Below are 7816 nucleotides of genomic sequence, written 5' to 3'. Positions count from 1 at the left end.
TACAATCTCCTCACTAATAACTACTTATTGTTTTCTGCAACTTCATATCCTCTCACAAACAATAGAGTCATATAAGAAATAATAAATGAGAAGATACTATACATACCGACCCAAAAGAAAAACTTTGGAGGGAAGGCGATAGCACCTACTATTAAAAAACTAGCAAACGTTACAATTGGCATTACATAGTACGTTCTCGTTCTACGTGTTCCAATAACAGAAACGATAAAGATAAGTAATGGACAAATTAATAAGACAAAAATCAATTCATTCATAGTTATGTCCCCTTTTCTAATTGAAGTAATCTGTTTCTCGTAAACGTTTTGAAATAAATACTCTCATAATATAATTTCGCTATGTAATAAATAAACCCTTTTGAAGGTTAGTATATTTCAATATTTAACCTAAAAAGGCGTAAGCAAGTATTATCTTGCTTACGTTACAGGATAAACATCACAACGATAGTGGTGACGATTAAGCCGATAATAACTGGCAAAAAATTTCGGCGTGCGAGTTCAAATGGATCTACTTTACAAATAGCAGCGGCTTCACAAGCTGATGTGGTTATGGGAACAAATAGCGCTATTCGTGAGGCAACAATCTTTTTATTTATTGGAAATGAGTTGCTATCACTGTTAGAAAATGCTGGTCGTATGGGAATCCCTTTACCTTCAGCATTAACGAATGCATTTGAAATTTTAGATTAGTATAATGATATTTGTGTAAAATAAAATCTACTTAATTGTAAATAAAGCCTATGTATATGTGAAATAAAGAAGAGCCGTCCTGTTGGGCGGCTTTTTTCTTATTGATTCTCCTAATGTTTCCTTATTCATATTTAAATCTCGATCTCTCTAAGTTTAAAAATTTTTCAAACCTATTTATCAGATCTTCTTTCGTAGTTGGGACTTCTTGAGGCATATAATTAACAAAACTCACCATATCTTCTGGGTAGTGATGATTTCCATAAAACTCTGCAATTTCATTTAATAATTCATTATCTTCTTTACATCTTTCTTTTATTTCAGATAAACAAACAAATCTTAGTTTTCTATTCTCCTCTACTAACATTGTGCTTTCTTCATCTAATTGAGGAAAATAATTAGTTTTTATTTCTAACATCACCTTATCTAAATCTTCACTAGATACTCCCCATGCAAGTTCACTAACAAACTCACTTTCATCACCAATATCCATCAATTCTACCGCATAATCGGAAATGACGTCTTTATTAAAATAATTTTCTTGGATGCCTATAAAAATAGTTTTCCAGTCATACTTAATATGTTTATTTTTTAAATCTTTTAAGTTCATATTATTTACCTCTTACTTTTTTGGAATTTGATTTGGCTTACCCGTCATAACACCATTTTCAATGAATCTCCTGTGGCTCACATCACCATTGGGCTCAACAATCCATTCAAAAACACCTTTATTACCATTGTTACTTCCTGTTATTTGATATAATTCCCTTTTAATACGGTCCCCTCCTACTAGTGGAAACTCCTCCGCAAATCTTGAATAATTATCAATAACATCAGAAAAACCATGTTCCTTTGATACATGAGGGAACTCTTTTTCTATAAAAGGTTTCCCTTTTTCATCTCTTCCCCAAACTGGTTTTACATTATCAACCTTTTTTCCACTTCCAACTCGTTTTCCATCTATAACAGGTCCTTTAAGTTCTTCAATTACTCTAAGATTAGCTCCGCTGTTTGTCCCAGCAGTGACTTTTTTAGCTGTATTTGCAGCCTCAGTAGCCTTAGCAGTCATTTTAACTCCTTTTCCTACTTTAGCTATCTTTCCAAAGGGTGTAAGGCCGGCTACAGCCATGACACCTGCCCCAGCACGCTCCCACCCCGAAAGTTTTTCGCCAGTAGATGGATCAATACCATCCCAAACACGACGAACATCATATTCACCACTTATTTCACCAGCAATATCTCTAGCTAATTTTTTACCATCAAAGCCATTCTCTTCAGAAGAAGGTTTACCACACATTGCACCTTCTTCCATTGTAACATCTTGATTATCTGTATTGCGGAATTTTTCGGCAATTCGTTTCAGATCTTCTTCCACTTGTATAATTGAATTGATAGATGTAAAAGCTTTTGGTCTCGCTTCATTGAACATTTGAATGAACTGTTGATTAGAGGCACCAATCCATTGAAAACACAAATGATCAATTTCATTACATAAATTATTATGTATAGATTCTAATGCGATTCTGGTATTACTTGCACGATTAGCAACTTCTTCTAGCATTTCAGGTGTCACTTTGATTTGAACCATTTCTTTCCTCCCTTTTCCCAATTAAAATTATGAGATAAAAAGAAAAAAATGTAAACACAGAAATTTTAGACTAGTATAGTAATATTTATATAAAATAAAATTTGCTTAATTGTAAATAAAGCCTATGTATATGTGAAAGAAGAGCCGTCCTGTCGGGCGGCTTTTTTTATTTATATGTAATTAAAATTTACTTTTAGATAATGCTTTTAATATAGGTTTAAAGATTTTACTCAATAAACGAAATGCGTGGAAGATTGAACGAATGACTTTCATAAAGGTAGAATCTCTCCTTATTTTAAACACCTACTTTTTGTGTACTAGTTACACTTTTACTGTAGATCAGATATCTTTCTAACTTCTTTTTCCTTCGCTTTAAATTCTCTTTTATATTGCTTGAAATCCTGTTTATCTACTCTGAACGTTTCCCCAGTGGCAACATTTTTTACTAAATATGTTTTAAATGCAAATTCCCTTAATAAAAAATACACCAAAAATAATAGCAAAGATATCCCAAGTGTTGGTAATAGCTCAGTAATGGCGTAAATGAAACTTTGAAAAATACCGCTAATAGCAAGAGGGAGAGAACTTGTAGCGGTTAATGCTAATAAAAAGATAAAAACAATACAAATAATTGTCGTATCTTTTCGAAGAATAAAAAAGGTAATAATAGCGAGTAAACAAAGAATATAGAGAGCATGTAAAAGCGTTAATTCAACTCCCATAACATTCACATCCTTTAGGCATTCGTGTAGTTCATTGTATGAAAGCGGTGAAGGTATGTGAGTATAGGAAAAAGAAAAAAGTGAAATTTCATGTACTGTAATGGTAAGAATAATAAATGGATGTTACAATACAATTAATCCTAAAAATGGAATTAAAGGAGGACTTATGCGCAAAAAAATTGGATTTTGGGGATTCATCATATCTTGTAGTCTATTAATCATTTTAAATCTGTTTACAAGCAATGAATGGATAAGTATCATACCTGTTTTCGGGTTTGTATTTATACTTTTATATAACTGGGATGATATGAAACAATATAGTAAGAAAAGTATCGGGATTATGATAGGTATCACTGTTGTTTGCTCATTTTTCGTAGGGTTTCTTTTAATAGAAGGGCAGAAACAAATGGAGAAAATGTCTATTTTTCAAGAATGGATGTCTTCTGCAAAAGGTCTTTATATTGTACTTGTAGTTGTTATTTTTCTAAGAATTGTTATAAGCATAGCAAGTTACATATTAAAGGAGAAGTAGAATGGGGGAGTACGAATGAGAGAGAAAATAGGGTATTTTGGTGTGCTCGTTTGTTTACTATTATCAGTTATTTCAGGGCAATTTCTTAAAAGTGAATGGGTACCAGTTATATTAAGTATAGGAGTATTGATTTTTGCTCCTATGTATCGCTGGAATGAATGGAAAGCATATAGCCGAAAAAAGAAAATTGTTTTCAGTATCGAGTTTGTTATTATAATTAGCACGATTCCGTTTTTGTTATTGAAAGGAAATGAGATAATAGATGGAATTGTAATGTTTCAAGGGTGGTTGTTTATTGCGAAATTGCTATATTTAATATGCATTTTAATGTCGGTAGCGGTAGTCGCTAAAAAAGTAAATGAAAAGTTATTCGTTAATGAATAAAAGAAAATGCCACCTTATTCGGTGGCATTTTCTCATTTTACTGAATGTGCTTTTTGCATCTTTTTAATTAAACGAATTTGTCCGCGATGATTGATTTCATCTTCAAATACGTGAAACCATTTAAAGTAGTTATTTGCTGGTTTGTCATGCCAAAAGTCTGTCGTTTTAAATAGCCATTCATCAGGTAAAGATTGAAAAGTTTCAATCGTTTTGGAACGTACTTCTTGTAATGTGTTTATGTAAAATTCTATTGGGTTTCCTTTTATTTTCTTGCGTCCAAGATTTCCTAACTCAATAGCAGGTAACCAGCGTTCTAATTCAGCCTCCGTTGGTTCACGATCTTCAAAAGTATGAATTTGGTAGTAAAATTCAATAGCAGCCATATGGTACAATAACATGCCAATTGAATTTGCTTCCTCATCATATAAATAATCAAGTTCTTCAATTGTTAAGCCCTCGACAGCCTGCATTGTTGTATAGCGAGCGTAATTCATCATGGAAACAAGTTTTGAAAATTCAGGCTGTAAACCATCTATTTTATCGATTACAAAGTTCAATTAAAATTCCCCCTCTTTAAACAATTACTCCAGAGAAGGAATTCTATGTGTAAAGAAAAACTCCTGTTAAAAAGCACATGATTTTTAACAAGGAATAACTATTAGTTCCCGATTCGCTTTTGTAATAACTTCATATCCGTCTTTTGTAATGACGATATCGTCTTCAATTCTACAACCGCCCCAGTTCGGAATGTAAATACCAGGTTCAACGGTAACAACCATACCTTCTTCTAAAGTAGCCTTACTTTCTTGGGATAGGCGAAGAGGTTCATGTATTTCTAACCCAAGACCATGACCAGTAGAGTGTCCAAAATATTGACCGTATCCATGTTCTATAATGTAATCTCTCGTTATATCATCGATACTTTTCGCAGTTTCTCCAGGCTTAATTGCTTCAGTTCCACGTTTTAATGCTTCTCGTACAACGTTGTATATCTTTTTGAATTCTTCTGATGGTTCCCCGATTGCTACAGTACGTGTTATATCGGAACAATATCCGTCGTAAAGTGCACCGAAATCTAATGTAACAACGTCGCCTCGTTCGATTATTTTATTTGATGCAACTCCATGGGGAAGTGAAGAGCGAACGCCAGAAGCTACAATAATTTGAAATGATGAGGATGTAGCCCCTTTTTTTCGCATGAAAAATTCTAATTCATCTCGGACATCAGTTTCACTTATTCCTGGTTTTAGAAATGTAAGGATGTGGTGAAATGCTTCGTCAGCAATATTAGCTGCAATTTTCATTGTTTCTATTTCAGGTGTGTCTTTAATAATACGAATATCCTCGATGATTTCGCACACTTGCACCATTTCCGCATGTATGTATTTTTGTAAGTTTTTATATTGTTGTAATGTCATGTTATTTTCTTCAATTCCAAGTTTTTGAATGTTTAATTTCGATACTTGATTTGCAACTTCTTTCTCTAAATTTCCTTTATGCATAACAATTTCAGCGTCTTTTATTTGTGATTTCGCTTGATCTACGTAGCGAAAATCGGTTATAAAAACCGCTTTATCCACAGAGATTAAGACGACGCCAGCGCTGCCTGTAAAGCCTGTTGCATATTGGCGATTTTCTTTTTTTGTAATAAGTAATCCGTCAATTTCATATTTTTGTAGTTGATTTTGGATTTTATTAATTCTTAAAGTCATGTTAATTTCCCCCTTTTCACAGTATTGAATAAAGCAAATAGCGTGCCAAAATGTATATTTGAAGAAAAGATAGTAGGAACTACATATATTTTAGGGGAGATAAAAAATTAGCCGGTTATTTGGGGGAGACGGTTTGTTCATAAAATCAGGATTACTTCAATAATCAGTGGGGGGATGAAAAAATATTGATTGGAGGTGCACTTTATATACATACTGTAAAAAAATTTATACAGATGTGAAATGACACTGTCAATTTTTTTGACAATATTGAAGGGAAGAAAGATGTTATGAATGAGTGAATGGATATATGAACTGAATTGAAACCGTATAAAAAATGCGTCGCTTGCAAGCAACGCATTTTTTAATATTTAAGCTTTTAATTTCATTACAGTATCAGCATCCGGTGTTACATATACGGTTTGCTGATTGTCGTACGTAACAAAGCCAAGTTTTGCGCCACTCGGTTTTTTGACATGACGTATTTTCGTGAAATCAACAGGTACAGAGCTAGACTCTTTTGCTTTACTGAAATAAGCGGCGATTTTTGCAGCCTCTAGTAAAGTTTCTTCAGCAGGTTCTAAAGAACGAATGACAACATGAGAGCCAGGTATGTCTTTCGTATGTAACCAAATTTCATCACGACGGGCAAATTTCGTTGTTAAATAATCATTTTGTTTATTGTTTTTACCGACGAAAATTTCTGTGCCATCACTAGCTAAATATTTGTCCAATACTGGTTTTGTCGGTTTTTTCTTTGTGTTTTTCTTCTTACGATTACGTACATAACCTTCTTCGGTCAGTTCTTCACGAATCTCTTCAATATCTTTTGAAGAAGCAACCTCCATTTGTTGAAGTAAGCTATCGAAATAAAGAATTTCTTCATTTGTTTTTACGATTTGTTCTTCTACAATAGCAACTGAATTTTTCGCTTTTTGGTACTTTTGGAAATAGCGTTGTGCATTTTCAGATGGTGTTTTTAAAGGGTTTAATGTGATTTTTACAGTCCCACCATTTTCGTCGTAATAGTTAACGACTTCTATCTCTTTATCACCTTTTTTCAAAGCGTACATATTGGCTGTAAGTAGCTCTCCAAATAGTTGATATTTATCTGCTTTTCCGGCATCTTGTAATGTTTTTTCTAGTTTAATTAGCTTCTTTTCGTTTTTTGTTTTTTCATTTTGCATAAAGCGTTCTAAATCGTGAGCTTGTTGTTTTACACGATCGCGCTCTGCTTTACCAAAGAAGAAACGATCTAATAATTCACTAACAGATGAAAATGTTTTTTCGTTTCCTTGTAAGTGAGAAAGAGGGAATAGGTAAAAGAACTCTTTTCCATTTGCTGTTATCATTGCTGGCACGTACTGATGTGTTAGCAAAGGTTTTTGCAAGCTGAAGAAAGCTTCAGATAATGCTTTTTCATTTGCCATACCTGCTTTTTTTACAACTTCTTTTGCAAATAATGGGGAAATTCCCATGAATGCTCCGACAAGTTGTTTGTCCATGTTGCCAGATAAAAAGTCTAGCGGTTTAATAAAATCATCTTCTGTTTCGATAAGAAGCGGATTAACTTTATGTTGTGCCGGTGGGGCAACATATTCAGCTCCAGCATATACAGTACGATGTCGGTTTACCGCTAAAGAAACGTGTTTTAAGCTATCTAAAATAACATTTGTTTTCGTATCTACTAAGATAATATTACTGTGTCGTCCCATTATTTCGATTACTAATGTTTTTACTGATTCGTCACCGATTTCATTGCGACTGCGGACTGTAATTTGAATAATACGTTCTAAGTCAATTTGTTCAATTTTTTCAATAAATCCACCTTCTAAATGTTTGCGAAGAAGCATACAAAACATCGGCGGTAGCGCTGGTGAATTGTAGTTTTGATTTGTTAAGTGCATACGCGCATATGTAGGGTGAGATGAAAGAATTAGCTTTTGGTTTTTTCCGTTTGCTCGAATATGTAATAAAACTTCATATTTTGAGGGTTGATATATTTTTGAAATTCTTCCTGTTTGAAGAGAATTTGCAATTTCATGTGTAATTGCTCTTGTAAATAATCCATCGAATGCCATGAATGAACACTCCTTTCTAACTAAAAGTTAATTATAGCATTTTTTTGGACGAGGCTGAATAAGCTTTCATTAGAGTATGTCTGGAATCAGGAGGTC

Annotated in this window: 9 protein-coding genes and 2 pseudogenes; 3 read left to right on the top strand and 8 right to left on the bottom strand. The window is 33.4% G+C overall.

What is annotated here, in order from left to right; genetic code table 11:
- Positions 1-20: 20 nt before the first annotated feature.
- Together MR066_RS09245 and MR066_RS09240 are read right to left on the bottom strand one after the other, a co-directional pair.
- Positions 21-275 (bottom strand): YbeF family protein, encoded by a 255-nt coding sequence (locus tag MR066_RS09245; RefSeq protein ID WP_002033769.1) that lies wholly within the window; start codon positions 273-275, stop codon positions 21-23.
- Between the two features lie 164 nt (positions 276-439).
- Positions 440-547, bottom strand: a pseudogene (locus tag MR066_RS09240) (MFS transporter); the annotation flags it as partial.
- Here MR066_RS09240 and MR066_RS09235 point away from each other — a divergent pair.
- A pseudogene (locus tag MR066_RS09235) lies at positions 531-707 on the top strand (phage holin family protein); the annotation flags it as partial. The pseudogenes MR066_RS09240 and MR066_RS09235 sit on opposite strands and share 17 nt — an antisense overlap.
- Positions 708-828: 121 nt before the next feature.
- Here MR066_RS09235 and MR066_RS09230 read toward each other — a convergent pair.
- The 3 genes from MR066_RS09230 to MR066_RS27295 all read right to left on the bottom strand — a co-directional run bounded on the left by MR066_RS09230 (position 829) and on the right by MR066_RS27295 (position 3014).
- Positions 829-1314, bottom strand: coding sequence for a DUF2247 family protein (locus MR066_RS09230; protein ID WP_193651961.1), 486 nt, complete (start codon positions 1312-1314; stop codon positions 829-831).
- Positions 1315-1326: 12 nt separating this feature from the next.
- Entirely contained in the window at positions 1327-2292 is a 966-nt protein-coding gene (locus tag MR066_RS09225; RefSeq protein WP_000249934.1) for a WXG100 family type VII secretion target, read from the bottom strand.
- A 329-nt stretch (positions 2293-2621) separates the two neighbouring features.
- Positions 2622-3014 carry a hypothetical protein gene (locus MR066_RS27295; protein ID WP_313954283.1) on the bottom strand — a complete coding sequence of 131 codons (393 nt, stop codon included), beginning with the start codon at positions 3012-3014 and terminating at the stop codon, positions 2622-2624.
- Positions 3015-3114: 100 nt separating this feature from the next.
- On the opposite strand from MR066_RS27295, the gene MR066_RS09210 reads away from it, so the two are divergent.
- Both MR066_RS09210 and MR066_RS09205 read left to right on the top strand, forming a co-directional pair.
- Complete coding sequence (locus MR066_RS09210) at positions 3115-3546, top strand: YoqO family protein (RefSeq protein ID WP_193651960.1); 432 nt, start codon at positions 3115-3117, stop codon at positions 3544-3546.
- Between the two features lie 15 nt (positions 3547-3561).
- Positions 3562-3930 carry a YoqO family protein gene (locus MR066_RS09205; RefSeq protein WP_012261594.1) on the top strand — a complete coding sequence of 123 codons (369 nt, stop codon included), beginning with the start codon at positions 3562-3564 and terminating at the stop codon, positions 3928-3930.
- Positions 3931-3962: 32 nt separating this feature from the next.
- On the opposite strand, the gene MR066_RS09200 is transcribed toward MR066_RS09205, so the two are convergent.
- The 3 genes from MR066_RS09200 to MR066_RS09190 all read right to left on the bottom strand — a co-directional run bounded on the left by MR066_RS09200 (position 3963) and on the right by MR066_RS09190 (position 7720).
- On the bottom strand, positions 3963-4487 hold the full coding sequence (locus MR066_RS09200; protein ID WP_012261593.1) for a DinB family protein: 525 nt from the start codon (positions 4485-4487) through the stop codon (positions 3963-3965).
- 84 nt (positions 4488-4571) lie between these two features.
- A complete protein-coding gene (locus tag MR066_RS09195; protein WP_193651957.1) occupies positions 4572-5642 on the bottom strand; it encodes a M24 family metallopeptidase in 1071 nt (356 codons plus the stop codon).
- Positions 5643-6010: 368 nt separating this feature from the next.
- Entirely contained in the window at positions 6011-7720 is a 1710-nt protein-coding gene (locus tag MR066_RS09190) for an Rqc2 family fibronectin-binding protein (protein WP_242246905.1), read from the bottom strand.
- Between the last annotated feature and the right edge of the window lie 96 nt (positions 7721-7816).

Source organism: Bacillus cereus group sp. BfR-BA-01523, assembly GCF_022662615.1.
GTDB lineage: Bacteria > Bacillota > Bacilli > Bacillales > Bacillaceae_G > Bacillus_A > Bacillus_A mycoides.
The sequence above is the reverse complement of the archived record's forward strand: the minus strand, read 5'-3'. Positions and strand labels throughout refer to the sequence as shown.

What these genes read in the sequence shown, in the direction of transcription:
- MR066_RS09245 (WP_002033769.1), bottom strand. Translation starts at nt 275, where the DNA reads ATGAATGAATTGATTTTTGTCTTATTAATTTGTCCATTACTTATCTTT.
- MR066_RS09230 (WP_193651961.1), bottom strand. Translation starts at nt 1,314, where the DNA reads ATGAACTTAAAAGATTTAAAAAATAAACATATTAAGTATGACTGGAAA.
- MR066_RS09225 (WP_000249934.1), bottom strand. Translation starts at nt 2,292, where the DNA reads ATGGTTCAAATCAAAGTGACACCTGAAATGCTAGAAGAAGTTGCTAAT.
- MR066_RS27295 (WP_313954283.1), bottom strand. Translation starts at nt 3,014, where the DNA reads ATGGGAGTTGAATTAACGCTTTTACATGCTCTCTATATTCTTTGTTTA.
- MR066_RS09210 (WP_193651960.1), top strand. Translation starts at nt 3,115, where the DNA reads ATGGTAAGAATAATAAATGGATGTTACAATACAATTAATCCTAAAAAT.
- MR066_RS09205 (WP_012261594.1), top strand. Translation starts at nt 3,562, where the DNA reads ATGAGAGAGAAAATAGGGTATTTTGGTGTGCTCGTTTGTTTACTATTA.
- MR066_RS09195 (WP_193651957.1), bottom strand. Translation starts at nt 5,642, where the DNA reads ATGACTTTAAGAATTAATAAAATCCAAAATCAACTACAAAAATATGAA.
- MR066_RS09190 (WP_242246905.1), bottom strand. Translation starts at nt 7,720, where the DNA reads ATGGCATTCGATGGATTATTTACAAGAGCAATTACACATGAAATTGCA.